Annotated in this window: 21 protein-coding genes, 2 pseudogenes and 2 riboswitches; of the genes and pseudogenes, 17 read left to right on the top strand and 6 right to left on the bottom strand. The window is 43.9% G+C overall.

Going from position 1 to position 25,197, the window contains the following annotated elements:
- Positions 1 to 74: 74 nt before the first annotated feature.
- From MHH52_RS20210 to MHH52_RS20195, 4 genes are all read left to right on the top strand, one after another.
- On the top strand, positions 75 to 893 hold the full coding sequence (locus MHH52_RS20210) for a GNAT family N-acetyltransferase (protein WP_340004201.1): 819 nt from the start codon (positions 75 to 77) through the stop codon (positions 891 to 893).
- A gap of 71 nt (positions 894 to 964) precedes the next feature.
- Positions 965 to 2,119: an AI-2E family transporter gene (locus MHH52_RS20205; protein ID WP_340004200.1), complete on the top strand. Its 1,155-nt coding sequence runs from the start codon at positions 965 to 967 to the stop codon at positions 2,117 to 2,119.
- Positions 2,120 to 2,138: 19 nt separating this feature from the next.
- Positions 2,139 to 3,611, top strand: a complete 1,473-nt coding sequence (locus MHH52_RS20200) for a carboxylesterase/lipase family protein (RefSeq protein WP_340004199.1) — start codon at positions 2,139 to 2,141, stop codon at positions 3,609 to 3,611.
- 23 nt (positions 3,612 to 3,634) lie between these two features.
- Positions 3,635 to 4,039 (top strand): VOC family protein, encoded by a 405-nt coding sequence (locus tag MHH52_RS20195; RefSeq protein WP_340004198.1) that lies wholly within the window; start codon positions 3,635 to 3,637, stop codon positions 4,037 to 4,039.
- 52 nt (positions 4,040 to 4,091) lie between these two features.
- Here MHH52_RS20195 and MHH52_RS20190 read toward each other — a convergent pair whose 3' ends face one another.
- A complete protein-coding gene (locus MHH52_RS20190) occupies positions 4,092 to 5,594 on the bottom strand; it encodes an N-acetylmuramoyl-L-alanine amidase family protein (protein ID WP_340009749.1) in 1,503 nt (500 codons plus the stop codon).
- Between the two features lie 218 nt (positions 5,595 to 5,812).
- Entirely contained in the window at positions 5,813 to 7,003 is a 1,191-nt protein-coding gene (locus MHH52_RS20185) for a substrate-binding domain-containing protein (RefSeq protein WP_340004197.1), read from the bottom strand.
- A gap of 208 nt (positions 7,004 to 7,211) precedes the next feature.
- Positions 7,212 to 7,360, top strand: a riboswitch (FMN riboswitch).
- 126 nt (positions 7,361 to 7,486) lie between these two features.
- Here MHH52_RS20185 and MHH52_RS20180 point away from each other — a divergent pair.
- The gene (locus MHH52_RS20180) at positions 7,487 to 8,446 is read left to right on the top strand and encodes a DMT family transporter (protein ID WP_340004196.1); all 960 of its coding nucleotides are present in this window, start codon (positions 7,487 to 7,489) and stop codon (positions 8,444 to 8,446) included.
- Positions 8,447 to 8,483: 37 nt separating this feature from the next.
- The gene (locus MHH52_RS20175) at positions 8,484 to 9,023 is read left to right on the top strand and encodes a glycosyl hydrolase 53 family protein (RefSeq protein WP_340004195.1); all 540 of its coding nucleotides are present in this window, start codon (positions 8,484 to 8,486) and stop codon (positions 9,021 to 9,023) included.
- 351 nt (positions 9,024 to 9,374) lie between these two features.
- Here MHH52_RS20175 and MHH52_RS20170 read toward each other — a convergent pair.
- Positions 9,375 to 9,627: pseudogene (locus MHH52_RS20170) on the bottom strand (glycosyl hydrolase 53 family protein).
- A 236-nt stretch (positions 9,628 to 9,863) separates the two neighbouring features.
- On the opposite strand from MHH52_RS20170, the gene MHH52_RS20165 reads away from it, so the two are divergent.
- The 5 genes from MHH52_RS20165 (at position 9,864) to MHH52_RS20145 (ending at position 15,080) form a co-directional block, all read left to right on the top strand.
- Entirely contained in the window at positions 9,864 to 10,520 is a 657-nt protein-coding gene (locus tag MHH52_RS20165) for a stage V sporulation protein AA (RefSeq protein WP_313641687.1), read from the top strand.
- A gap of 2 nt (positions 10,521 to 10,522) precedes the next feature.
- Positions 10,523 to 10,948 carry a stage V sporulation protein AB gene (locus MHH52_RS20160; protein ID WP_340004194.1) on the top strand — a complete coding sequence of 142 codons (426 nt, stop codon included), beginning with the start codon at positions 10,523 to 10,525 and terminating at the stop codon, positions 10,946 to 10,948.
- A gap of 16 nt (positions 10,949 to 10,964) precedes the next feature.
- Complete coding sequence (locus MHH52_RS20155) at positions 10,965 to 13,043, top strand: spore germination protein (protein ID WP_340004193.1); 2,079 nt, start codon at positions 10,965 to 10,967, stop codon at positions 13,041 to 13,043.
- 126 nt (positions 13,044 to 13,169) lie between these two features.
- Complete coding sequence (lysA, locus tag MHH52_RS20150) at positions 13,170 to 14,504, top strand: diaminopimelate decarboxylase (protein ID WP_340004192.1); 1,335 nt, start codon at positions 13,170 to 13,172, stop codon at positions 14,502 to 14,504.
- A 144-nt stretch (positions 14,505 to 14,648) separates the two neighbouring features.
- Entirely contained in the window at positions 14,649 to 15,080 is a 432-nt protein-coding gene (locus MHH52_RS20145; protein WP_313641683.1) for a peptidylprolyl isomerase, read from the top strand.
- 157 nt (positions 15,081 to 15,237) lie between these two features.
- On the opposite strand, the gene MHH52_RS20140 is transcribed toward MHH52_RS20145, so the two are convergent.
- The gene (locus tag MHH52_RS20140; RefSeq protein ID WP_340004191.1) at positions 15,238 to 15,996 is read right to left on the bottom strand and encodes a TIGR02206 family membrane protein; all 759 of its coding nucleotides are present in this window, start codon (positions 15,994 to 15,996) and stop codon (positions 15,238 to 15,240) included.
- Between the two features lie 280 nt (positions 15,997 to 16,276).
- Between MHH52_RS20140 and MHH52_RS20135 the strand changes: the two genes are divergently transcribed.
- Positions 16,277 to 19,705 carry a collagen binding domain-containing protein gene (locus MHH52_RS20135; protein ID WP_340004190.1) on the top strand — a complete coding sequence of 1,143 codons (3,429 nt, stop codon included), beginning with the start codon at positions 16,277 to 16,279 and terminating at the stop codon, positions 19,703 to 19,705.
- Positions 19,706 to 19,757: 52 nt separating this feature from the next.
- Here MHH52_RS20135 and MHH52_RS20130 read toward each other — a convergent pair.
- Both MHH52_RS20130 and MHH52_RS20125 read right to left on the bottom strand, forming a co-directional pair.
- Positions 19,758 to 19,911, bottom strand: a pseudogene (locus MHH52_RS20130) (ATP-binding protein); the annotation flags it as partial.
- A complete protein-coding gene (locus tag MHH52_RS20125; protein WP_340004189.1) occupies positions 19,865 to 20,026 on the bottom strand; it encodes a hypothetical protein in 162 nt (53 codons plus the stop codon). The gene MHH52_RS20125 and the pseudogene MHH52_RS20130, both read right to left, overlap by 47 nt.
- A gap of 174 nt (positions 20,027 to 20,200) precedes the next feature.
- Here MHH52_RS20125 and mscL point away from each other — a divergent pair, with 174 nt between their 5' ends.
- The 5 genes from mscL to ribE all read left to right on the top strand — a co-directional run bounded on the left by mscL (position 20,201) and on the right by ribE (position 25,192).
- On the top strand, positions 20,201 to 20,605 hold the full coding sequence (mscL, locus tag MHH52_RS20120; protein WP_339319809.1) for a large-conductance mechanosensitive channel protein MscL: 405 nt from the start codon (positions 20,201 to 20,203) through the stop codon (positions 20,603 to 20,605).
- Between the two features lie 523 nt (positions 20,606 to 21,128).
- A riboswitch (FMN riboswitch) is annotated at positions 21,129 to 21,304 on the top strand.
- A gap of 217 nt (positions 21,305 to 21,521) precedes the next feature.
- Positions 21,522 to 22,622, top strand: a complete 1,101-nt coding sequence (ribD, locus tag MHH52_RS20115; RefSeq protein WP_340004188.1) for a bifunctional diaminohydroxyphosphoribosylaminopyrimidine deaminase/5-amino-6-(5-phosphoribosylamino)uracil reductase RibD — start codon at positions 21,522 to 21,524, stop codon at positions 22,620 to 22,622.
- An 80-nt stretch (positions 22,623 to 22,702) separates the two neighbouring features.
- Positions 22,703 to 23,371, top strand: coding sequence for a riboflavin synthase (locus MHH52_RS20110; RefSeq protein ID WP_340004187.1), 669 nt, complete (start codon positions 22,703 to 22,705; stop codon positions 23,369 to 23,371).
- A gap of 62 nt (positions 23,372 to 23,433) precedes the next feature.
- Entirely contained in the window at positions 23,434 to 24,687 is a 1,254-nt protein-coding gene (locus tag MHH52_RS20105; protein ID WP_340004186.1) for a bifunctional 3,4-dihydroxy-2-butanone-4-phosphate synthase/GTP cyclohydrolase II, read from the top strand.
- 37 nt (positions 24,688 to 24,724) lie between these two features.
- On the top strand, positions 24,725 to 25,192 hold the full coding sequence (gene ribE / locus MHH52_RS20100; protein ID WP_313641614.1) for a 6,7-dimethyl-8-ribityllumazine synthase: 468 nt from the start codon (positions 24,725 to 24,727) through the stop codon (positions 25,190 to 25,192).
- The last annotated feature ends 5 nt before the right edge of the window (positions 25,193 to 25,197 follow it).

Below are 25,197 nucleotides of genomic sequence, written 5' to 3'. Positions count from 1 at the left end.
GGATGACAACGTCATTTCTTTTTATGCAGGAGAGGATTATCATTGAATGAAAGGAAGATCTAGTGGGAATAGACTTGTTTAAGAGGTTTTCTGTTAATGATAGTGTTCTGGATCAGACGGATTTTGCAAAAGATGAGGTACAATATAATTTGATATATCGAATTAGTGAATATGAAGACGCTGTTAAGATTAAATCTGATGATGAGAAGCTGATTTTCACGCAATCTGCAGGGCACAACCCTTGGCTATGGATTTCACAGGAAATAGATCTGGAGCAAAGAAGAGAACTGATACAGAAGCTTGTCGAGTACGTGAAGGATCAAGAATTTCCAGGAGTGTCAGCAGAACCAGAAACGGCGCAATTGTTTGCGGAATCTTTTTGTGAATTTCATGAGCAACTTTTTCATACATATATGATGCTTGAGGCTTATCACTGCCTAGTGGTAAAGAAGTCCGCAAATGTAGGAGGATACTTACGGCTTGCGACTGAAGAATACAGTACTACGATCGCAGGATTCATGGCAGGCTTCTCAGAGGATGCTTTTGGCAGACCTGTTCAGCCTGTAACGATGTTGCCAATGGCCAAAGAGGCCGCTAGCTCAGGTAGGTTGTACCTATGGATCGATGATGATATCCCAGTCTCCATGGCTAACATCGCTCACCAGACTTCGAGACATGCTCGAATAAATGATGTGTATACTCCACGCACTCACCGAAAAAAAGGGTACGCCAGCGCAATCGTAGCAGAATTATGTTCACAATTGCTTCATGAAGAGGTAACACCAATGCTTTATGCCGATGCCAAAAACCGGGATTCCAACAAAGTATATCAATCGATTGGTTTTGTGGAGGCGGGCAGAATTGCAGATATCAAATTTGACTTGCGCCCCTAACGTTGACTATGCTATTAAAAAGTGAATATAATAACACTTCATATAAGGTGGCGCATGGGGGAGAGGGTACGATGGAGAGGCTGCAGGTTTGGCCGGAGAAGTTTAAAAAGTTTTTTCTGAACAATAAATTTGTGGTAACCTTACTCATTTTATTGTTAATTGGGATAACTGTTCTGGTGTTCTCAAAGATACCGTTTATTTTCACTCCTATATCTGTATTGCTACATACGGTAGCTGCACCATTGTTACTATCGGGTATCGCGTATTACTTGCTGAATCCGCTAGTAGACCGAATGGAAAAAAGATTCAGGATGAAACGTGTGTATGCAATCATCATTCTTTATCTGTTAATTGCGGGTATCATCACGCTGATTCTGGTAATGGTGATTCCAATTCTTCGTACGCAATTATCTGGTTTGATCGACGAATTTCCAAGGTATAGTGACTTGATCCAGGAACGATTTATGAATCTGACGGGTACTGAATTCTTTGGCCAAATTCAAGATAGTATAGGAACCAACCTAAGTGAGATAACCACTAAGATTACGGCTTGGGGCACTTCTTTTCTGAATAATGCTCTGACAGGCGTAGGCAGCTTCGTAGGAGCAGTTACGGAGATTGTGCTGGCGGTGGTAACGACGCCGTTTATTCTATTCTACTTGCTTCGTGATGGAAAAAGATTGCCGGATTACATTCTGAAATTCGTTCCTACCGCGATGCAGCCGCAGACTCGGATGGTGATGTCGGAAATGAACGCTCAGGTGTCCTCTTATATTCGAGGGCAAATTATAGTAAGCTGCTGCATTGGTGCGCTGCTTTATATTGGCTATTTGATTATTGGTCTGGAGTATTCACTTGTCCTTGCCATTGCTGCTGCTTGTACAGCAGTTGTTCCATATTTGGGCCCGGCAATTGCTATTACACCAGCCTTAGTTGTGGCCATGGTCACTTCCCCATTTATGCTGCTGAAGATGATCATCGTCTGGACGGCTGTACAGTTGATTGAAGGGAAGTTTATCTCTCCACAGATTATGGGCAAGTCGCTGAAGATTCATCCGATCACTATCATTTTTGTTATTATTTTCGCTGGTAAAATGTTCGGCGTTCTTGGCATCATCATTGCAGTTCCTGGTTATGCGGTACTCAAGGTGGTATTTACACATATCTTTCAATGGTTCCGGTTCCAGTCCGGATTGTATAAGCAGATTGAAGAGAATAAGGAATAATGTGGAAGGGTGAAATGTAATGGTAGGACCGATAGCAGTAACCTCTTACGGTGAGCTTCAAGGACGAGAGGAGGGTGGTGTGAACGTTTGGCGTGGAATCCCTTTTGCCGCTCCGCCAGTTGGAGAGCTTCGATTTCGTGCGCCGCAGCCACCAGAAGCTTGGAGCGGAATTAGAGATGCTTCTGAATTTGGTCCAGTTAGCCATCAGCCAGCGGATACGAGGGGTACGCGTTTCGGTGGCCTAACACCTCGTCATTCTGAGGATTGTTTATACTTAAATGTATGGTCACCTGCGTCCCTAGGCGAGTCACTTCCTGTAATGGTCTGGATTCACGGGGGTACATTTGTGACTGGTGCTGGAAGTCAGCCACAGTTTGATGGCACAAGCTTCGCGGAGCACGGTGATGTAGTCTTGGTGACGATTAATTATCGACTGGGACCGTTTGGATTCATGCATTTGTGTTCGCTTGGTGATGGATTTGCGTCTAATCAAGGCTTACTGGATCAAATTGCCGCGCTGGAATGGATAAAGCTCAATATTGCCGCCTTTGGAGGCGACCCGCAGCGAGTCACGGTATTCGGAGAATCAGCTGGCAGCATGAGTATCGCTGCACTTCTGGCTATGCCTGCTGCGAAGGGATTATTTGCTGGAGCAATCATGCAAAGTGGAGCTGCTCAAACGCTACCAAATCAGCAAGGAAAAGATATTGCAGTTGCATTACTTACTGAACTAGGTATTTCTCCTGATGGGGATACTAGCCTACTTATTACATTATCAGCAGAACAAATGATTGAAGCAGCCACAAGAATGACCATTAAATTAACAGGTGGATCAATTGGTATGTTATTTCAGCCTGTCATTGATGGGGATACGCTTCCTGTAGATCCTGCACAGGCTGTGGCAGCAGGATCGGCCCAGGGTATCCCATTGTTGATTGGAACCAATCGGGATGAGGGTAACTTGTTTTTTAGAGGAGAAATGCCTGGTGCAGACTTTGAGGAATCGCTCAAGGCGCTAGAGCAAATGATGGGAACTGGAAGTCTGGCGGAGATTTCCAGCCACTATTCTTCTACATGGGAGGGACAGGCGGAGATTCTAACGGATCTTTATTTCTGGGGTACCTCTATATCCTTAGCAGAGAGTCAATTGGCTTATGCACCTGTCTGGATGTATCGTTTTGATGGAACAGTCCCTGGCCATCCATTGTTAAACAAAGCTGTGCATGGTGCAGAAATTGTCTATGCCTTTAATAATCTGTTTCATGTATCTCGCCTGGGTGCGGAAATTACACCGGCGATGCAGAAATTGGCTGAAGGTATGCATGAGGCTTGGATTACCTTCGCTCATCGAGGAAACCCGGCTACATCTGAGCTGCAATGGCCGAAATATAATCTGGAAGAACGTGCTACGCTGATCTTTGATGAAGAGATGCATGTAACTCATGATCCCGATTCAGAGAAACGCAAGAGAATTGTCTCTATTCTAGTTTGAGAATGCTGAGGAGATGAACATACATGAAGGTCCAAGGATTTAATCATGTAACGGTAAATGTAAGTGATTTCTCGCGCTCATTGAATTTCTATACAGGAATTTTGGGCCTTCAGCTAATCCACAAAGGGAATACAGATGCCTATCTGGAATGGGGGAACGCTTGGATTTGCCTCATTGAAAAGCCAGAATATACTGAATCAACGGGTAGTGTTATTGGTATAGACCACATTGCCTTTAGTATAGCGGAAGAACATTTCGAGGAAGCTGTACAGGTACTCCATGCCCACGAAGTACGAATCATTAGGGGACCTGTTAAACGGGGAGTAGGCTGGACGGTCAACTTTCTCGACCCAGACGGGATACAGCTAGAGCTGCATACATCTAATCTAAGAGAACGAATGAGCGTTTGGAATAACAAACTTGAATAAAACAGGAAAGGGGAGCTTCTCAGCCAATATGGCTAATGAGCTCCCCTTTTTTCTATCGACCTAAATATTCCTTAATCCCTAAAACAACGGAATTAGCTACTTTATCCTGAAAGTCTGCGGTAAAGAGTAGTGCTTCATCCTTGGTATTACTTAAATAACCACACTCTAGTAAAATAGCAGGCATCTTGGTCTCTCTTGTGACATGGAGACTACTTTGACGAACCCCTCGGTCTGAAAGACCCGTAGCGGCTACGAGATATTTATGAACGGTTTGAGCAAACTGTAAACTCTCTTTTCGGGTGTAATAGGTCTCTGTGCCACTTGGGTTACTCTTGCTGCCCTCCGCAATACTATTCGCATGAATCGAGATGAACAGATCGGCTTTAACGTTGTTAGCTAGTTTAGATCTATCCTGTAGAGTGGGATATGTATCATCACTTCGGGTCAGCACGACCTCAAAATTAGGATCGTTCTTTAATAATTCAGCAATTTTCAGTGCAGTTGGCAACGTAAAATCCTTCTCAATGAGCTTATTCACACTTATGCTCCCCGGGTCTTTCCCGCCGTGCCCAGCATCAATGACGATCAGCTTCTTGCCAGTATTGCTAGTTGCAGGTGGCGGTGTTGTGACCGGTACTTCAGGTGAAGTGGTTGCAGGAGGCGTGGTGCTTGTCCCATTTAGATCGACTATAATAAGTCCATCGTTAGCATTTGTCACACTGTAGTTATTCGCGCTGTTCAGATCAATAACGATCCGGATCGTAGATGGGGTACTACTGAATAATGAATACCGAACTGCTGAGACATTAGGATATTCAGTAACGGTCAACTGTCCACTTTGGTTCTTTCCAATAGAGAGGTTCTGATGAAAGCTGTCTCCAAAGCTGGTGTTTGGTAAATCTACGACAATCCGGTCTTTGTCTGTCATAGTGAATACATTAGGTGTCAAACTGCCGTTCACTGCAATGATCAGTTTGTTATCGACGAAGCTAAGATTTGTGACTGCAGCCGTCGAGGTATTTCCGTCGGTTGCTGTGTTACCGTTTGATCCGTTATCAGAGGGTGCGGTTACAGATGTATCTGGAACTGTAATTTCTGGATCGCTTCCGCCAATCTCTGGTGCTGGAGAAGTTAAGTATACCGTTTTGGTTACATTATCCCAACCGACAGTAGTTCCTGTCTGTTCTCCAACAAATCTTAAAGGGACGAGGGTCGTGTTGCCACTGAGAAACGGAGGATTGTCCAGTTTTACCTGTTTCCCCGAAGCCTCTGCCATCGCATTATTCACGATAAGCTTTAATGTCGTTCCCTTTTGCTCAATGGTTGCAGTCTTGGTCACATTATCCCATTTCACGGTATAACCAAGCTGCTCCGTAACGAGGCGAAGTGGAACCATCACGCTTCCATTTACAATTTGAACCTGTGCTTCTTTTGAAATTTTAAGATCGTTGCCGTCTAGATTGATGTGTGTTTCTGCAGAGCCGGCATAACCAGTTCCTGGGTGAACCAGCACCAACAAAAGCAGCAGTAACGCCAAAAAACCAAACTTCTTCATCTGCAATCCCTACCATCCCCGTTTCTTGGTCTCTAGCAATTCTTACTTTTTCTTCCTTTGATGCAGTTTCAGCTTATATAAATCTTAAACGACAATAGTTTCCAAAAGTTGCGCTTTACTAGAGAGAAAAAAGGGGGGATTTCTCTAGATAAAATGAAAAGGAGCAGCTACACTCATAGATTCTAGGAGTGCTGCTGACCCTTTTAGATAAGACGATTTTATTTCAAAGAAGTATAACCGGTTTTCTCAACCAATTCCTGCCCCTGTGAAGATTGAAGCCAATCTAGGAATGGCTGGATATTAGGATTGTTATTTTGAGCGGTTACAGCATAAAATTCTGTGGCTAAAGGGTACTGTCCACTGCGAATACTCTCTTTGTCGGGCTTTACACCATCGATGGCTAGTAGTGCGATTTCCCCACTTTGATTCATTTCTGAGGCATAAAATAAGAAGCTGTAACCGAGTGCATTTTTATAATTGCGATAGCTGGAGGTTTGTTGAATGATTCCGCTCATAATATCCGCAATATCTTCTTGAGGCGGTGTCATGAGTGGAGTATCTCCCATAAACTTTTGAAGCATGGTCTGACTTCCGCTATCTTCTGGCCGTTGAAAAGCGCGAATTCGGTTATTAGGACCACCAACATCCTTCCAATTTGTGATCTTACCTGCGTAGATATCTTTAAGCTGAGCAGTAGATAGTCCGGTTACAGCATTTCGTTTATTCACAAAAAATACGAAAGCCTCGCGGCCGATGGGTGTGAGTTTCAGTTCGACACCTTTTCGCTTCGCATGTTTCTGCTGTGCAAGAGAAGGAGCAGCGACAAAAATAATATCGGTTTCACCTTCAATTAGTCTTTTGTAAGCTTCGGGTGTGCTACTGCAAATCACTTGACTCGTTTGAAAATTATACGGATTATAATTGCCCACAGGATAAGCAGATTGCACAAAAGCTGAATACAGTGGGTAGAGTGCGGTTGCACCATCTAATCTAGGCGGATCACTGTCGATATGAAAAGTAGTAGGTTCATCCAAATTAACTACTTTGGAATTCTCTGCAAAAGGCTCATACTGCTTCAGATTGACCTCCCGATCATCAACTGTGGCAATACTGCTGATGTAAGCTTCCTTAATCTCATGTCCAGCGGTAGCCAGCAGGCTAAGACCGACGATGGATAACAATACAACGTATCTTATTTTTCGGGATAAAACATTAAAAATTAGGAGTACAACATAGATGGCTATTACAATAGATAGAACCACTACAAGTGGTGTATAAAAAATAAGTCCTCCAGAAAGTGCAGTAAAGATAAACCCTATAAATCCTAAAAAAGCTATTCCTCCTACAGCAAAAAAGGAGAACAATAACTTTGTCCAGAATGACTCCTTCATCCAAAATGATTCTTTCATAACAGCCTCCTTGTATTTATTGTTAAAGTATGGAAAAATAACATAATTTCATTATACAGTAGCTTTTTGGATGAATCAGTAGAATAATGTCGAAAGAATATGTAATAAAAAGCTGTAATACATGAAAAATTTATGTATATTTTCATAAAGTACTGGACGAATGGCAAGAAGAGGTTTATTCTGAGGTTGTGAAAAAAACAACGGAATACAAGATTCTCGGGGTAGGGTGAAATTCCCAACCGGCGGTAATGTTCAAAGCGAACTGAGCCCGCGACTCACTTGTTCTGCTTGCAGAGAAGTGACTGATCTGGTGTGAATCCAGAGCCGACGGTAAAGTCCGGATGGGAGAGGATCATAAGATAAAGGCGCTAGGAGTCTATCCTGTACGTCTTTATTGATAATGCCCCCGAGTCGACCTTTTATGGTGATTCGGGGGTTTTTGGTCTCTTATCGAGGGTTTGTATCGACAAGGAGAATGGGATTATGAGTAATGTAAGTGCTTCATCATCAGCAAATAAGGTCAGCAGCACGTCCCCGATACGCAGTGGGTTTTGGCTCGTTGTGTTCGGTGCAGCACTATGGGGCGTTGATCCGCTCTTTCGTATTATCCTCTTGAAGTCGTTGACTTCGTCGCAAATTGTCCTTTTGGAGCATGTTGTGCTCTTCTTGGCAGCTTCACCGGTTCTATGGCGTCACCGTGCCGAGCTTAAAGGTGTCGGTCTACGCCAAATAGGCGCCCTGTTAATTGTATCATGGGGAGGTTCTGCTGGGGCAACCATCCTATTTACAATGGCTCTTTCCAGTGGAGATTTGAATGCAGTGCTATTGCTACAGAAGCTTCAGCCATTATTCGCTATCGGTCTCGCAGCCTTAATTCTTAAAGAACGTCTGCCCAAAAATTTTGGACTCCTCATTGGTGTGGCGCTGGTAGGAACTTATCTGTTGACCTTTGGCTGGAGTATTCCATTCGGACATGTGAACAACTTTATCGGCGTTAGCAGTCTGATGGCTTTAGGAGCTGCCGCATTGTGGGGTGGATCGACAGTAATGGGGCGTTATCTACTTGGGTCTATGAAATATGAGACAGTGACTTCCCTGCGATTTATATTAGCGCTACCTTTGCTCTTCGTTATCACCACACTAGAAGGAGCTCCTTGGCAGATTAATGGTGGATTTGGTGCATCTGCTGCCATAGCTATTAATTTGTTGCTGCAGGCTTTGCTACCAGGCCTACTCAGTATGCTAATGTATTACAAAGGGCTCAGCACTACCAAAGCTTCCTTCGCTACTTTGGCTGAACTAAGCTTCCCTATGACGGGAGTAATTATTAACTGGATCGTATTCCATCAGCTCGTCACCCTACCGCAAATTATCGGGTTCGCGTTGATCTGGACCGCTTTATTCTTTATATCGAGTCAACAATCCAAACCACAAACGCTCTGAACCGACTCTAATTGAATGAAACTAACTATATAAAGGGATGACTGGAATGCAGGTTCTTGGGGCTTTACAGTCCCAAAGCACGCAGCCCGATATGGTGCAGATCGGTAACGAGATTACGCCAGGCATGTTATGGGGAGAGGGCAAGGTGGATGGAGATTGTGATACTCCGGAGCAGTGGGAGCAGTTCACTATGCTAGTTAAAGCAGGTATATCGGGTGCAAAATCCGTCAATTCTGACTTGTCCATCATGATCCACATTGACCGCGGGGCTGATCATCCAGCAAGCCGTAACTTTTATGATCGGTTCTTAGAACATGGTGTCCATTTTGATGTTATCGGATTATCTTTCTACTCTTGGTGGCATGGTACTTTGGACGACTTGCAGCATAACCTGAACGAATTAGCGCTGCGTTATAACAAGGAAATCGTTGTGGTGGAAACAGTCTATCCGTGGACGTTGAATGCACCTGAGGGCTTTTCCGTAATTGTTAATGAGGAAACTCAGCTGCATGAAGGTTATCCAGCCACAGTAGAGGGTCAGGCTAAGTATATGAAGGATTTCATAAGCTTATATTGAGAATACACCTAACGGAAAAGGTATCGGCTTTTATTACTGGGAGCCCGATTGGATTCCTTCGCAAAAGGAATGGTCCGTTGGCCATGAGAACGCCAGGTCCAATTTAGCCTTGTTAAATTTTGAAGGTAAGAAACTGGATTCGCTCCATTTTTAAGAATCTCTGGGATAGAACAAGAAGACAGCCTATGGTTTAGCGCCATGGCTGTCTTCTTTTTTTAATTCAAAAAGGCATCCAATGCTATCGTTGGTTTTCCAGAAGAATCCCGAATTGATCAACGCGGCAAAATTACTCATGCTCACAGAAGCTTTTCCATCCTCCCACAGCATTCCATTATTCGTCTCATTCCCTACCTAAACCCATTCTGGAGTAACGCCATTCGATTTGAGTGTGTTCATTACATCATAGGTATGGTCATATACCGCTGTCTTTAGAGCTGTAAAGTACTTGCTGGTCCAGGCAGGTTTCTTCTGATTGCCAGGGTCTGCCCATGTATCACTGTAATGAAAGTCAATCATGATTCGAAAGCCCATGTTCTTTGAGAATTTGCAGTAGATCTTGCTTCACACCAGTATCATTATAAAAAGACCAATTATAGTATTCCATCTCCGATAGCCAGCCTACATCCGCCCCTTTTGCAAAAGTCGCAGCAGCCTCCGCGGGTTTGTTATTCACAAAGTTGAAACACATACTAAACACGAGAGACAGGCAAACGAACAACTTGCATTTCAGCATCTTTGGAAATTGATTCAGAGCTTCAAGAGTAAAATTAAGGCTTTACTCCCATACTACCGTTATCTTGCACCGGAGCTACTTCACCACAACCTTTAGGAGGACTGCGGATGAAACAACATTCTGCTCCCGCCATCTATATACAGCTTAAGAACCGTGTGTCGGTGCCCAAAGGTAAAGATATCACGCTGGGTGATATTGCTTTCTTGATTGCTGAGCCAGAGCTTAAGGAGTCATTGGAATCTATTCTGCTAAAAGAGCCGAAGCAAAGTGATGGTAACCTAATTTTGATCGATCTGCTTATGGTTATTCCTCTCATCCATGAGCTTCTTCCGGATGCAGTGATTGAGCCGATCGGTGAAGGTAGGACGATTGTGCAGATTGAGGGCCCGATGGAGAGAAAGAAGCCTTCAGTAGCGATGTTTGTATTAGTGTGGCTGCTGTTATTCTTTGGATCTGCGCTTACAATCATGAATTTCCATGCAGATGTAAACATGCTGGAGGTACAAATCCGAATTGTGGAGATGATAACCGGACATCGTGATGAGCATCCGATTGTTTTTCAGATTGCTTATTCAGTTGGAATCGGTTTTGGAATGGTCATTTTTTTCAACCATTTATTTAAGAAGAAGTGGAATGAGGAGCCTACACCGCTAGAAGTGGAAATGTACCTGTATCAGAAAAATATCGATCATTACGTCGTCAATGAGGAGTACAGCAAAATGAGGCGTCGTGGAGAAAAACAACCGGAGAACATGGAGGACTGAAGATGACAGCACCTTTATCTTTGGGACTTAATTTACTGCTGGGTATTGCGGGTGGGATCGCAGTTGGTGGCGGGGTGATCGCATTAATTGTTGTGCTCGATATGGTGCCCCGTCTGGCTCAATTAACCTCTTCCTACGATAAAGTACACTGGTACGAAGGTGCAATGGTAGGCGGATCATTGTTAGGTACGGTAAGTGATTTTTGGAATTGGAAAATATCCTCAGGTCCTTTGGTTGAACTTGGTATAGGACTTTTTGACGGGATTTTTGTCGGGATGCTCGCTGCAGCTTTGACCGAAGTATTAAATGTGCTGCCGATACTCGCGAAACGTTTGAATATGACACATTATCTATTCGGGCTGTTAATGGCGATGGTAAGCGGGAAGGTCGCGGGTTCTTTGTTCGACTGGTTTGTATACCGACAGTAAACGGGGGGTTATGTATATGAGCAAATATATTCACAGCGGTGATTCTGCGCCGGAGGAGGACCATCAGGAAGAAAATGCTGCGGCTGCCGCAGCAATGAAGAATACTGCAGCGGATCTAGTGGCAGATCACACAGAAGCTGATGGAGCTTCTATGACCAGTGTAAGTGCAGATTCTGCGGAAAATGCTCCTACAGATGAAACGAGTCAAGGGCAGCAGGATGCTGAAGCATCTGCGGAGCTAGGGACAGAAGTAGAGGGTGCAGAGACCTCGGCTCAGCCGGATTCAGGTCAACAGGATGCAGAAGCATCAGATGAGCTTGGTAATCAGGAGCAGGACGCGCCGAGTAAAGGATTTTTTGCCAGATTATTCGGCTTAGATTCTGACTCGGAATCCGAAGGTGAGGCGCAAGATCAGAATGCCCAACTAGCAGGCGGATCAGAGGCGGCAACAGAGACCGGGGAAGAATCTCAAGTCCAAGTGACACCAAAGTCCAAACCATCCAAGAAGCAAGCCCAGCAAGAGTCACAGGATAACACCAGCAAAAAGGGAACCAGTAAGCTGCAAAAGAAACGTGATAGCGAGCACTCCAACTCGTTAAAGGAATCCGTCATTTACTGGCAAGGAAATGATGAAATCTCAACTTCCCTGCAAGATACGAAACAAACACTGACTGAGGTAATGGGGCTGGGAACAAGCTTTGATGTAACGTTTAGACAGATGTCCTTTGGCGGACATAAGACAGCTCTACTCTGTTTAAGTGGATTTACTAATACAGATGTAACTGATGACATACTAAAACGTCTGACTTATCTCACATCTGAGAATCTGTCTACGGGTGTGCTATCAAGCTTCATGAATGAATACGTCCCTCACATACAGGTGGAAGAGGGTAATTCATTAAGTGAAAGTATCGAAAAGGTACTAGAAGGTTTGAGCGTGCTATTCATCGAAGGTGAGAACAAAGTTATCATCATGGATACTCGTTCTTACCCTAGTCGCAGTCCCGCCGAGCCTTCGATTGATCGGGTGGTGCGCGGTGCGCGCGACGGTTTTACAGAGACTCTACTGAGCAATATATCGCTTGTCAGAAGACGGGTTCGTGATCCAGGGTTGAAATATGAGTTATTTCGGGTTGGACGACGGACACAAACGGATGTCTGCGTGGCTTACATTGATGATATCGTTGATAAAACACAGGTTACGTCTATTATCGATAAAATCAATAGCATTGATATCGATGGCATTCCTCTGGCAGATAAACAATTGGAGGAGGCGATTGTCGGCGGTGGGTGGAATCCATATCCTATGGTGCGTTATTCTGAACGCCCTGACGTTGTTGCCTCCAATTTATTAGAAGGACGGGTAATACTGTTTGTAGATACCTCGCCTATTGTTATTGTTCTTCCGACTACATTTTTTGATCTATGTCAGCATGCAGAGGAGAATCGCCAGACTCCTTTTATGGGTACGTATTTGCGGTGGGTCCGATTCATCGGTATATTTGCGTCTATGTTCCTGCTGCCGCTATGGATGTTGCTTGTCATTCATCCTGAACTAAAGCCAGCTGTGCTGGATTTTATTGGCCCTCAGAAGACTGCCAGAATTCCATTACTCGCCCAATTTCTTATTGTGGAGCTTGGGGTTGATCTGCTGCGAATGGCCGCAGTACACACGCCAACCCCTTTAGGCTCAGCGATGGGTCTGATTGCAGCCATTTTGATTGGTGATATAGCGGTACAGAGCGGTTTGTTTGTAAACGAGGTAGTTCTGTATATGGCTGTAGCCTCCATCGGTATGTTTGCAACCCCGAGTTATGAGCTGGGTCTGGCGAATCGAATAGTCAGGCTTGTGTTATTAGTAGCCGTTGCGGCATTCCAAGTGCCAGGTTTCATGATTGGCACGACGCTACTTACGATTTTCCTGACGACTCATCGCTCCTATAACTCGTCATATATGTGGCCGTTTATACCTTTTAATGCAAAGGCTATGAGTGAAATTCTATTGCGCAAGCCAGTCTTAAGCTCGAAGACAAGGCCGTCTTTCAACAAAACTAGAGACAATACAAGAGTGCCGCCTTCTCAAAAGAATGATTAACAATCGTAGGAAAATACAAAACTACTGCAAATTAGTCCATTCAATGGAGTTCCCACTGTCTGTTATACTGAATACACTAAGACAGGGTGGAACCTTGATATTCCACAGAAATTGGAGGACTAAAGAATGTTTCTACACGGTACTACCCGAATTAACGATGCGGGGCATCTGGAGATCGGCGGATGTGATGTAACTGAATTGAAAGCGGAATATGGAACCCCGCTATATATATTGGACGAGCAATTGGTTAGACAACGTTGCCGGGAATATATGGATGCTTTTAAAGCCTCCGGCCTTGGTTTCCAAGTAGCTTACGCAAGCAAGGCGTTTTCAGTAATGGCAATGGTACGTTTGGCTGATGAGGAAGGTTTGTCACTTGATGTTGTATCTGATGGCGAACTTTATACAGCTTTGCAGGCTGGCTTTCCGGCAGAACGCATTCATTTTCATGGCAACAATAAGACGTCTGAAGAGATCGAAATGGCGATTGATGCCGGGATCGGCTGCTTTGTAGTCGATAATCTGGTAGAGCTTAATCTTTTGCAGTCGATTGCAGCACGTAAGGAAGTTAAGGTTAAAATCTTACTGCGTGTTACGCCTGGCGTTGAAGCACATACGCATGAATACACCGCAACTGGTCAGACGGATTCTAAATTTGGATTCGATATTGGTAATGGATCGGCCTATGAGGCAGTTAAAGCGGCAGTCAGCAAAAAGAATCTAATACTGCTTGGTGTGCATTCCCATATTGGTTCACAAATTTTTGAAACGGATGGGTTCCAGCTGGCTGTTGAGCGTGTAGCGACTTTTGCACGTAGTGTTAAAGAAGGTCTAGAAGTGGATTTCAGCGTAGTGAATTTGGGTGGAGGGTTCGGTATTCGTTATGTTGAGGGGGATACCCCGTTACATGTTTCTGAATATGTGGCTGCGATTACGGATGCAGTGAAGACTCACTTTGCTGGAATCTATAGTGCATTGCCTGAAATTTGGGTAGAGCCGGGCCGCAGTATTGTTGGAGATGCAGGAACTACACTTTACACTGTAGGATCTAACAAGGATATCCCTGGCGTGCGCAAGTACGTTGCGGTAGATGGCGGAATGACTGATAATCCACGTCCTGCGTTGTACCAGTCTAAATACGAGGCATTACTAGCAAATCGAGCTAATGATGAAGCTACAGAGACCGTCTCCATAGCTGGTAAATGCTGCGAGAGCGGAGATATGCTGATCTGGGATGTAGAGCTGCCGCAGGCTGAAAGCGGCGATCTGTTGGCTGTAGCCTGCACAGGCGCTTACAATTACTCCATGGCGAGCAACTATAACCGGCTTCGTCGTCCAGCTTTAGTGTTCGTTCAGAACGGACAAAGCGATCTTGTAGTGCGTCGTGAAAGCTATAATGATCTTATTGCCAACGATATTGTTCCTGAGCGTATCGCTAAACAAGCCGCTGTTGCCAAGTAACAACCGCTACTGTAAGTAGGGAATATTGGAGAGGCATAAAGAGCAAGTAGGAATTACTCCTGCTTGCTTTGCTTTGTGCGTGGTTTCATAGTAATATAATTGAGGTATTCTAATTTTGTTTATTTTGAAAGGGGTCATTTACATATGGCAAAGCAAGCGAAAATTACTCTTGAAAATGGCGGCGTTGTGCTGATTGACTTGTTCGATCAAGACGCACCTAACACTGTAGCTAACTTTGAAAAGCTAGTAAAAGAAGGTTTCTACAATGGATTGACATTCCACCGCGTTATTCCTGGTTTTGTAGCTCAAGGCGGATGTCCTAACGGAACTGGATCTGGCGGTCCAGGATACACAATCAACTGCGAGATCAACCCAAACAAACACGAGCGCGGAACACTTGCTATGGCACATGCGGGTAAGAACACAGGCGGAAGCCAGTTCTACATCTGCTACGCTCCGCAACCTCACTTGGATGGAGTACACACTGTATTCGGTAAAGTGGTAGAAGGTATGGATCTTGTTGATACTTTCAAAGGACGCGATAAAATGACTTCGGTAGAAATCATCGAAGCTTAAGATTAGGAATTTAAAAAGGCTAGTCTCCGGATTATCGGAGGCTGGCCTTTTTTGCAAATATAAGAAAGTATAAGTTTTACACAATACTTTATGTCTTATATTTCTCGCTTAAACGCTTCCCGTCCTTATAAGGACGCCAAAGGCGTTTATACTTGATTTAATAAGGAATACGGCTTATTCGTTTACGCCTCGATTTACGCCGCCCTGGCACCGAGAAGAATACCAAATACATGAGCAGAAACACAATGAAGGCAAACAACTCTTCAAAAAGTAGGTAGTAAGGATAAGGCCCAAAATAATCCAATACGGAATAAGTACTGGGCTTGTGAGATAGGAACATGTAGTTAGATCCTAGGATGTAATTGGCGATCCAGATACAAGCAGCCACAATGTTTAGGCCTAGCATGGTGAACAAGAGAGATTTCCAAGTCGGCTTATAGCCCTCAATCCAGGTCATATAAAGAGAAGCGAGAATAATACCACCATGAGCTATAAAAAACAGAAGAAATCGGAAATGAGGGAATGGATAGACCAGATTAGGTGTGAATAACGCAATGAATGCTCCACCAATTCCAGCAAAATAGAGAAAAGAATAAAGTGTTCGGCTGCGTGTAATCAGCATGATAACGGATAAAAGTAAAGTGATTCCGCATAGTTCGAGCGGTAGTGAGGTGCTGGATTGCCATACGTTCTGAGAGGTGTACCATATTTGAAGTCCCGCTTCTGAGAACACAAGAATAATAATCAGCAGCAAGCGAACACTTTGCCGAGTTCTCACATCAGTACGAATTTCGAATCTGAAACCGTAAAGCAGTAGACACACCAATGCGATGATAGACAGAGCAATCCAATGTGAAGGGGAGAACATAATGAAATCCTCGGTGCGCTGTCGATCAAAAAAAGATGAAAGATGCATGAACGAACCTCCTTCGTACATAAAAACATACCCCAAAAATAAATTTGTAAAAATTTGATATTTTATGTTTCTAGACATCCATAAAATGGTTATATATGTATGTGTTCTGTCAACTGCGCCATAAAAGGAAGGCTTTTCATTATATTAACATAAGATGGGGCGATGGGCGCGAAATTACATAAGAAGCATTCAAGCATGAACAGTGGCAGAAATTACGCTTCAAGAGGGGATTCAAACACAAAAAAAACAAATTGGAAAAGGAATTGGAGGCTTTTGGACCATGTTAAAGAAAAGAATAAGTGTGATGATCGTAATTCTGATGCTTGTATCGCAATATGCTTATGGCATCGGGTTTGCTCCACAAGTAAAAGCAGCAGCGATCGATAATGAGCGGAATATCATCACTAGTGTCTCAATGGCTGTATACGGTGCAGACGGGTTGACCGTCACGGATAGCGTCTATGAACAAGATGCTAATGTAACATTAGACTATACGTGGTCTCTTCCGAATGATCATCAGTACAAGCAAGGTGACACCTTTACCTTTCAGCTTCCAGAGCAGTTTCAGCTGTTTAATGATATTAACGGCTCGTTGGTCTCAGAGGATGGAGATGTAGGAACTTTTGCAGTTGAGCAGTTATCACACCAAGTAACTATGACCTTTAATGACTACATAGAAACGCATGATGACGTACAAGGAACGCTTCGGATCAATACTAAGTTTGATAAACAAAAAATCTCAGGAAGTACTGTTCAGCAAATTTTATTCCCGGTGAGCGGTGGCGTTCAGACAGTATCGGTAAATTTTAAACCGAGTGTCGGATCGACCATTGAGAAGAGGGGGATCCCTCAAGGCTTCAATGCAGATCGTATTTTGTGGTCTGTTGACGTTAACAAATCATTAAATGCCGTTGGGAATGCAGTCGTAACAGACCTTATACCAGCAGGCTTATCACTTAGTACTCCGGTCACTGTGAGTGTGTATCAACTGAGTATCCAGTTGGACGGTTCGGTGACGCAAGGTGCACTACTTGATACCAGTAAATATTCTACAGAGTTCAATGGAGGATCCTTAATTGTTCGGTTTAATGATCCTGCGATTACGAGTGCCTATCGTATTGAATACGCCACAGTTATTACTAACGAGCATCAGCTAAGCTTTACAAATACAGCGACTTTTACAGGAGATGGGCAAGTTCCTGTTAGTTCCTCTGCTACTGTTCAAGTAGAACGAGGAGGAAGCTTGAGCAAGTATTCCAGCGGGTATGACTGGAGCAAACAAATCATTTCCTGGGCAATCGAATATAACTATAATGAAAAAACGATTCCGCAAGGAAATGCTAAACTAACGGATTTATTTGATGATTCTCAAGCGTTAGTAGCGGATTCGTTAAAAGTGTACACGGTACAACTGGATTCAGCGGGTACGGCAACGATAGGCAATCTTATGACAAAGGATATTGATTACACTGTAGTTGCAGCGTCAGACGTGAATAAGACTGGGTTTATTTTGCAATTTAAACATGATGTATCCTCCCCCTATCGGATCGAATATAAGACCAAAGCTGTAAAGCGTGTGTTTGAAGATACAACTATTACTAATACAGTTACGGATAGTACCTACACCGAACAGGCTACTCGCTTAATACGGTCAGCCATTCTGTATAAGAACTTAACAGGTGTAGATTATCAGAATAACACGGTTGGATGGAAAGTCACACTGAACAGTGACAACTATCCGATGGGCCATGTTGAGATTACGGAATCGTTCCCATTTGGAGGACTAAGGTTCATCCCGGAATCGCTTGTAATTAGAAATTCGAACGGAAGTATATTAAAACCTGCAGATTATAGTTTAGAATACAATAGCCCTGTTCAGTCTAATAAAGGGTTCAAGGTGGTCTTTCATTCGCAGATTTTGGGTCTTTATACGATTAGTTATGCAACTGAGTTTAATAAGGATTGGATTTGGTCTAATACAGAAAATTTCAATAACAAGGTTCGGATGGATTGGATAGACACGTCCGAAGTTCCACGCACAACAGAAGCAGAAGGGCTATTCATTCCAAGAACTGAAGCAAAAAGTAATGGTTTGAAATTTGGTTCCTATAATGCTTCGACTAAAGAATTAGCATGGACGATAGGGGTCAACTATAATGGAAAAACGGTTGCAGAACCAGAGGTCGTGGATATTTTGAAATCTGGTCAAACGCTGGTTCCTAGTTCGCTGAAAGTGTACACCATGAATGTTGCACGAAATGGTGACCCAACGAAAGGTGTTGAGGTGAACAGTAGTAAATACACTTATAGTGTCAGTGGTAATAATGAGTTGAAGGTCTCTTTTACAGACGCCATTCGTTCCGCATATTTTATAGAATTTCATATAAGTCTTGATGGCCAAGTTATTGGCGCTACTATTGATAATAAAGCCAATCTCTATGATGGGACAAAAAAGGTTTCCAAGGATTTGAACGCTACTGTAAAGATGCCTTATGGAGACGAATATCTCTTGAAAAATGGTGCTCAGAATGGCGATAAAATCGATTGGAGCATTCAAATTAATCGTGGTCAGTCTACTGTGAAGAACGCTTTAATCAAGGATACTCCTAGTGCTAATCAAATTTTGCTGCAGGATTCATTCCATCTGTATCCTACAATCGTAGCTGAGAACGGGGATGTAACAAAAAGCGGACCTGAATTGATTCAGGGTATCGATTACAGCCTAGAAATAAAAACAGATGTAGACGGCAAGCAGTCGTTTGATTTAAGCTTCGCCAAGGAGATTAGTAAACCTTATATTCTCGACTATCAATCCCTGATTATGGCGAATACAGGAGACAAAGTTATTAATGCTGTTCGTTTCAGTGGTTATAATGTTATCGAAATAAATAAAGATTTTTCTAAAGAAATTATTGTCGGTGTGTCAAGTGGATCGGGATCAGGTAGCGGGGTTAGAGGCTCCTTGACGATCAAGAAGCTGGATGCAGAGGACAACTTGAAAACGCTGGAAGATGCGACATTTTCACTTTATCGTCTAAACGGCTCAGACCGGATATTTATTACCAGCGTAACCACAGATACCGCAGGTACAGCCACATTCAACAAATTATGGCTGGGGAACTACGTATTGATTGAGACGACAGCTCCAAGTGGCTATGTACTTGATTCTACTGAACATCCAGTGTCCATTCATTCTTCGTCAGCGAATCAACTAGTGATTACGAATCAAAAAGTAGTCAAGCCTACGCCTACTGCAACGTCAGAGCCAACTGTAACCCCAACAGCAACACCATCAGCATCGTTGGAACCAACTGTTACTCCGTCATCAGCTCCGACAGCCACAACCACACCAGAATCGACGGTAGCACCTACGCCTACGAGTTCGTTGGTGCCGGGAATAATCATCAATGATCCGCCTGTACCTGCTGGCCCTGGGAATACGACCGGTCTGGAGTCCGCGACATCAGTAGAGGAGGAAACGCCAGATCTAGTGATTACAGATGAAGATGTTCCTTTGGGAGACGTCGACATCGCTGATGAGGAAGTACCGAAAGGTACAGTGAACAACAGCACCTCAGGGGCTGCTCATCCTCAGCTTCCGAAGACGGGAGAGAGTAGCCCTGCGCCGCTCTACATGACAGGCATAGGATTAATAGCAATAGGCTTTATTCTGAACCGTGTGTTCAGACGGAAGGGAAACATAGAGTAAGTGAACTGACTAAGTTTGCTTCGGAATTGTAATGAGAAAGCACCCGGCGTGATTAATGTCGGGTGCTTTTGGCTGTAATGGTTCCACCGTGAAGCTCAGTTATGCTCTTCGTTATGGGCGAGCCCTAAACCACTACCGCCAGTTTCTCTGGATCGGGACTTATCTACTCGGCAAAAGCGTTTGAAAAGGTGGAGAAGATCTTCTTGATCCTGTCATCTGAATAGTCGCATATGAGGTGGCATGAACGGTGATTACAGCTATAATACATAGAGCACGGACGAGCTGCAGTTCTGGAATCCTTTCTTTTTTAAGAGTTGTCATGATAGAAATCTTCCTTTTTTGTAGTCTTTAATCCTTATTTAACAGGAGAGTTCTTAACAACGGTGACTGGTAAAAGTAAAGGTAAACTTAATAGTTTCTTAACATGTCTTAAGATTTGGGAGGCTACTATGCTATAATAATTTCAAATTCAATATGTTGGAGGAGAATTGAAAGATGTGGAAAGAGTTTAAAGCCTTTGCCCTGAAAGGTAATGTACTTGATTTAGCGATTGCTGTTGTTATTGGAGCAGCTTTTGGTAAGATTGTGACATCATTAGTAGCTGACATTATAATGCCGATCGTCGGTTTGTTAACAGGTGGTATAGATCTCAAGGAACGGGCTCTGAATGTCATGGTTATGGATAATAAATTATCTATCCCGTACGGTCTATTTTTACAGTCGGTAGTTGATTTCTTTATTATTTCCTTCTCAATCTTTATGGTGATCAAGCTTGCAAACAAATTTCAACGTAAAGAAGCAGTTAAAGTTGAAGTGGTCGAGACTCCTGCACCATCAGAGGATATCGTGCTGCTTACTGAAATTCGTGATTTGTTGAAACAACAAGAACGTGGTTTGTAATCCTGAAAAAACCCAAGAAGCGCCGGGAGATACTAGTCCTGGCGGTTCTTGGGTTCTTTTTTTTACGTAAGTGTAAGGATTGATCAAGGGTATAAGCTACAAGGTGTAGCTCAAAGATGCTGATGGTTGACTAACCAGTAACTATAACCGTTGAATAAACCTGCAAAAGTACATTTTTAAATGACACGAGGAAGGCTTAAGCATTAATTCCTGCAAATCAGCAGTTATTCTTGCTCCTGAAGAAGCCTTCGAGCCATAAGTGAGGATATACCTGAACTTTTGCAGTTTTTGGAACTAATGGAGAAGTTATCTGTACAAAAAGATGATCATTTGCAGGCTTTCTCTAGTCTAGCGAAAGGTATGGATGAATAAGAGATAATAACTTTGTTTCATCTTGTAATCACCATACATCTTAGAATTAAGTTACAAATTTTAAGTAAATATATTAAACGCACTTGCATTTCGATGGTGTAAGTGATAATTTTGTTAGTAAGGAAAACTTGAACCTCAATTAAATAAAGGATCAATCCTTCAGGGCAGGGTGTAATTCCCTACCGGCGGTGATGCTGTTGTAGAGTGCTTATTTATTAAGTTTATCTACTACACTTAGTCCGCTACCCGGCTCGCGTTGTTGACGCGAACGGTGGACCCGGTGAAATTCCGGGACCGACAGTATAGTCTGGATGGAAGAAGGAGAGGTTAACCGCTTGTCTGTAATAGACAGGTGGACTGCAGTGCTTTCATTTATTATGTGCGATATTTCACAAGTGCCGTCGTCTGACGGTTATTTACGCACACTTTTATTTGGACTGCCGATAAACTCTCGCATAACCCATCTTGAACTCCTCCTGGAGAATGAGATGGGTTTTTCTGTTTTTAAGCATCAGATAGACAGTAAGTGGATAAGGAGGACGAGATGGACAACATGAATGACGAGTTTTATATGTCGTTAGCGCTGGATATGGCAGAACGGGCCCAAGGACAGACAGGAATTAACCCTGTTGTTGGCTGCGTTGTTGTAAAGAATGGAGCTATGATTGGACTTGGAACTCATTTGCAGCGCGGAACAGGTCATGCTGAGGTGCATGCCTTGAATATGGCGGCCGGTCAGGCTCAGGGCAGCACTGCCTATGTCACGCTGGAACCATGCAGCCATTATGGTAAGACTCCGCCTTGCAGCCAAAGGCTGATCGACGAGGGTGTAGCCAGAGTTGTAGTTGCTTGTGAAGACCCTAACCCTCAAGTGGCGGGTCGCGGGGTTCAAATGCTGCGTGAGCATGGCATTGAAGTCGAGGTAGGGCTGCTGCGTGACCGTGCACTGCGGCTGAATGAGCGGTTTATCAAGTATATTTTGACAAAACAGCCTTTCGTTACGTTGAAGAGTGCTAGTACGCTTGATGGCAACTTAGCTACCAAATCTGGTGACAGTAAATGGATTTCGAATGGAGAAGCGCGGGAGATCGTACATACGCTGCGGCATCGGCATCAGGGAATTATGGTCGGTGTGAATACAGTGATTGCAGATAATCCTTCACTAACAACAAGAACGGAAGTGCCGGGTATTAATCCGGTACGGATTGTGATTGATTCTGGACTACGTATTCCTTTGGATTCGGCAGTTGTAAGTGACGGCCTAGCGCCTACTATTATCGTGACAACAGAAGCCGCAGACGCTACAAAAAAAGCAGCACTGCTAGAGGCAGGTGTCCAAATCGTTGTTAGCGGAGCAGGACCACGAGTGGAATTAAAGGCTGCTATGGTAACGCTCGGCGAGATGGAAATTGGATCAATTTTACTTGAAGGCGGAGGTACGCTAAATGGCGCGATGCTGGAGAGTGGGCTGGTTGATCGAGTGATTCTCTTCTTCGCTCCAAAGATTGTCGGCGGCGGTGCTGAAGCGAAAGGGACCTTCGTATTTCCTGGTGTAGAGCTGATGAAGGATGCGATTTCTCTGGAGGGATTGGAAGTAAAAGTGCTCGGAGATAATGTATGTATCAGCGGCACTCCGGTGCGCTAAAGCTTATGCTTCCGGAGCAAGTTTTGTTCGGAGAGATTGCGGAGATGTGTTACTCACACAAAACTCCTAGGAGGGAAAGCATGTTCACTGGATTAGTTGAGGAAGTTGGCACTTTGAGAAGTGTCTCCACCGGTGGAGAAATGATGGTGCTGAACATTGCCGCTTCGGTCATCATGGATGACCTGAAAATTGGTGATAGCGTGTCGGTTAACGGTGTCTGTCTTACAGCGACAACTTTAGGCGAGAACTATTTTTCAGTGGATGTCATGCCTCAGACCTATCGAAACAGTAACCTGAAGGAGCTACGTCCTGGCAGTCGGATGAATCTGGAGCGAGCAATGGCAGCCGGTGGTCGATTTGGAGGACATATTGTTCAGGGACATGTAGACGGAACAGGCGTCATCAAAAGCGTAAAGCGTGATCAGAATGCAGTCGTATATGAGATTGCGCCAGATCGCAAATCGCTGTTCAAATACATCATTCCTAAAGGATCGGTCACGATCGATGGCATTAGCTTAACGGTAGTAAAGACGACGGCTTCATCGATTGCTGTATCCATCATTCCGCATACGTTAGGGGAAACCGTGCTAACTTACAAGCGGGCAGGGGATAGTGTAAATATAGAGTGTGATGTCCTTGGCAAATATGTCGATCATCTTCTGCATTATGGCTCAGCTGCACAGGATGAAGAAAGTGATAGCAGTTCAGGGATTAGTCGTGATTTCTTGGCGGCGAACGGATTTGTTTAAATAAAGAGTAAGCTTACGAAGAAGGAAACAACGCTTCGTAAAGCTATTAGGAGGATAGAATCATGAGCGAACAATCGAAGAAGGAAAGTGTCTTGGACCCGATTGAAGAAGCTATATATGATTTAATGCGCGGCAAAGTCATCATCGTGGTGGATGATGAAGATCGTGAGAATGAAGGGGATTTTATAGCACTTGCCGAACGGGCAACACCAGAAGTCATAAATTTTATGATCACTGAGGGACGTGGTTTGGTCTGTCTACCAATTACCGCAGAGCGAGCGGAAGAGCTTGAACTTCAGGCCATGGTCAGCCACAATACGGATAATCATGGGACTGCTTTTACTGTGTCCGTTGACCATAAAGATACAACTACTGGTATATCTGCAGGGGAAAGATCCTTGACTGTAAAGGCTATGATTGACCCGAAAGCTAAGCCATCTGATTTCCGTAGACCTGGCCATATGTTCCCGCTGATCGCGAAAAAAGGCGGCGTACTGCGCCGTTCCGGACATACCGAGGCTGCTGTTGATTTAGCCCGTATGTGTGGTGCTTATCCAGCCAGTGTAATCTGCGAAATTATCAAGGAAGATGGCACGATGGCCCGGCTGCCTGATCTGGTTGAGATTGCAAAGAAGCATGATCTTAAGTTGATCAGTATCAAGGATCTAATTCACTACCGGAACGAAAAGGAACAACTCGTTAATCGCGAGGTGTCCGTGCGTCTGCCTACCGATTTCGGTGAGTTTCAGACGATTGCTTATACGAATGAAGTGGATGATAAAGAACATGTAGCTTTGGTGAAGGGCGATATTTCTGGTGATGAACCAGTGTTAGTACGTGTACATTCCGAATGCTTGACGGGAGACGTATTCCACTCCCATCGCTGCGATTGCGGCCCGCAATTTGAAGCGGCTCTTCGGCAGATCGAAGCTACCGGTAGAGGCGTGTTACTCTATATGCGTCAAGAAGGTAGAGGTATTGGTCTTATTAATAAGCTCCGAGCCTACAAGCTTCAAGAGGAAGGACTCGATACTGTAGATGCGAATCTAAAGCTCGGTTTTCCAGCAGATTTGCGTGATTACGGGATCGGTGCACAGATTCTGAAGGATTTAGGTGTACGCCAAATTCTCCTCCTAACAAACAACCCTCGGAAGATCAAAGGGTTGGAAGGTTATGGATTGGAAGTTGTTGAACGCGTACCGATACAAATGCCGGAGAATAAGGATAATACCAATTATCTCCATACAAAGCAGGCGAAGCTTGGGCATTTGTTGTCTTTTGATGACATCGAACAAAATGAGGATTCGAAAGTATAACCACACACAATAAAAAAACGAAGGGTAGATGATTGATATGCCGAAATATTTAGAAGGACATTTAGTTTCTGAGGGGTTAAAATACGGGGTCGTAGTAGGACGTTTTAATGAATTTATTACTAGCAAGCTTTTGACCGGTGCACTGGATGCATTTAAACGCCACGGTGTTGGCGATGAAGAGGTAGATGTAGCTTGGGTTCCAGGCGTGTTTGAAATTCCGTTGATCGCTCAAAAAATGGCTGAAAGCGGCAAATACGACGCGGTAGTTACTTTAGGAACAGTTATCCGTGGATCCACAACGCACTATGATTATGTATGTAATGAAGTCGCTAAAGGGGTAGCTGCGATCAATCTTAAAACCGGTGTGCCGACGATTTTTGGGGTAGTTACTACTGAGAATATTGAACAAGCCATTGAACGCTCAGGAACCAAAGCCGGAAATAAAGGCTGGGATGCTGCGACTGCTGCGATTGAAATGGCAAATCTTAACAAACTGTTTAAGTAAGACAG

The organism is Paenibacillus sp. FSL K6-0276 (assembly GCF_037977235.1).
Classification (GTDB): Bacteria; Bacillota; Bacilli; order Paenibacillales; family Paenibacillaceae; genus Paenibacillus_AQ.
This window is presented reverse-complemented; position numbering and strand designations above follow the sequence as displayed.

Bases quoted from the DNA above. Each gene is read 5' to 3' on its own strand.
- ribE (WP_313641614.1), top strand. From the start codon at position 24,725: ATGCCGAAATATTTAGAAGGACATTTAGTTTCTGAGGGGTTAAAATAC.
- MHH52_RS20165 (WP_313641687.1), top strand. From the start codon at position 9,864: ATGAAACAACATTCTGCTCCCGCCATCTATATACAGCTTAAGAACCGT.
- MHH52_RS20180 (WP_340004196.1), top strand. From the start codon at position 7,487: ATGAGTAATGTAAGTGCTTCATCATCAGCAAATAAGGTCAGCAGCACG.
- MHH52_RS20135 (WP_340004190.1), top strand. From the start codon at position 16,277: ATGTTAAAGAAAAGAATAAGTGTGATGATCGTAATTCTGATGCTTGTA.
- MHH52_RS20175 (WP_340004195.1), top strand. From the start codon at position 8,484: ATGACTGGAATGCAGGTTCTTGGGGCTTTACAGTCCCAAAGCACGCAG.
- lysA (WP_340004192.1), top strand. From the start codon at position 13,170: ATGTTTCTACACGGTACTACCCGAATTAACGATGCGGGGCATCTGGAG.
- MHH52_RS20125 (WP_340004189.1), bottom strand. From the start codon at position 20,026: ATGACAACTCTTAAAAAAGAAAGGATTCCAGAACTGCAGCTCGTCCGT.
- ribD (WP_340004188.1), top strand. From the start codon at position 21,522: ATGGACAACATGAATGACGAGTTTTATATGTCGTTAGCGCTGGATATG.
- MHH52_RS20160 (WP_340004194.1), top strand. From the start codon at position 10,523: ATGACAGCACCTTTATCTTTGGGACTTAATTTACTGCTGGGTATTGCG.
- MHH52_RS20105 (WP_340004186.1), top strand. From the start codon at position 23,434: ATGAGCGAACAATCGAAGAAGGAAAGTGTCTTGGACCCGATTGAAGAA.
- MHH52_RS20155 (WP_340004193.1), top strand. From the start codon at position 10,965: ATGAGCAAATATATTCACAGCGGTGATTCTGCGCCGGAGGAGGACCAT.
- MHH52_RS20145 (WP_313641683.1), top strand. From the start codon at position 14,649: ATGGCAAAGCAAGCGAAAATTACTCTTGAAAATGGCGGCGTTGTGCTG.
- MHH52_RS20140 (WP_340004191.1), bottom strand. From the start codon at position 15,996: ATGCATCTTTCATCTTTTTTTGATCGACAGCGCACCGAGGATTTCATT.
- MHH52_RS20110 (WP_340004187.1), top strand. From the start codon at position 22,703: ATGTTCACTGGATTAGTTGAGGAAGTTGGCACTTTGAGAAGTGTCTCC.
- MHH52_RS20185 (WP_340004197.1), bottom strand. From the start codon at position 7,003: ATGAAAGAATCATTTTGGATGAAGGAGTCATTCTGGACAAAGTTATTG.
- MHH52_RS20190 (WP_340009749.1), bottom strand. From the start codon at position 5,594: ATGAAGAAGTTTGGTTTTTTGGCGTTACTGCTGCTTTTGTTGGTGCTG.
- MHH52_RS20205 (WP_340004200.1), top strand. From the start codon at position 965: ATGGAGAGGCTGCAGGTTTGGCCGGAGAAGTTTAAAAAGTTTTTTCTG.
- MHH52_RS20200 (WP_340004199.1), top strand. From the start codon at position 2,139: ATGGTAGGACCGATAGCAGTAACCTCTTACGGTGAGCTTCAAGGACGA.
- MHH52_RS20195 (WP_340004198.1), top strand. From the start codon at position 3,635: ATGAAGGTCCAAGGATTTAATCATGTAACGGTAAATGTAAGTGATTTC.
- mscL (WP_339319809.1), top strand. From the start codon at position 20,201: ATGTGGAAAGAGTTTAAAGCCTTTGCCCTGAAAGGTAATGTACTTGAT.